We start from the raw sequence: 328 nt of genomic DNA, 5'->3' as shown, positions 1-328 counted from the left end.
CTTAAATACTGCCTCAGGCTCAGTTCCGAGCGTCCGAGGACCACGTCAAACACTTTGTGGTTTCTCAGGTCTACGAATGTTGTTGCGTAGCCCTTTTTACGGGTAAAGAAATGCTCATCAATCCCCAGGATGCGAGGGCAGGCCCTGCCAGAAAGCTCAAGCACCCTTCGCTTGACGTGGTGCTGGTACCAGCGCTCAACGGTGGCACTGCCGATGCGATGTGTGGTTGACAGTTTGCGCTGACTCACGCCTCCATCGTGCGCTTCAAATACCTCCAGCCGAAAGCACTCCGTGGCGCGCAGCCGTGGGCGAACCCCAGGGAACTGAT

General features: G+C 56.7%; 1 protein-coding gene. It reads right to left on the bottom strand.

What is annotated here, in order from left to right; all coding sequences use genetic code 11:
• Nucleotides 1-328, bottom strand: a 328-nt coding sequence (locus tag QWY30_RS15880; protein ID WP_290242669.1) for a transposase, incomplete at both ends; no start/stop codon positions are given.

The sequence above is a fragment of the Zwartia panacis genome (assembly GCF_030410395.1).
Taxonomy (GTDB): Bacteria; Pseudomonadota; Gammaproteobacteria; order Burkholderiales; family Burkholderiaceae_B; genus Zwartia; species Zwartia panacis.
Note: the sequence above shows the minus strand (reverse complement) of the source record. Positions and strands in the feature narration are given on the sequence as shown.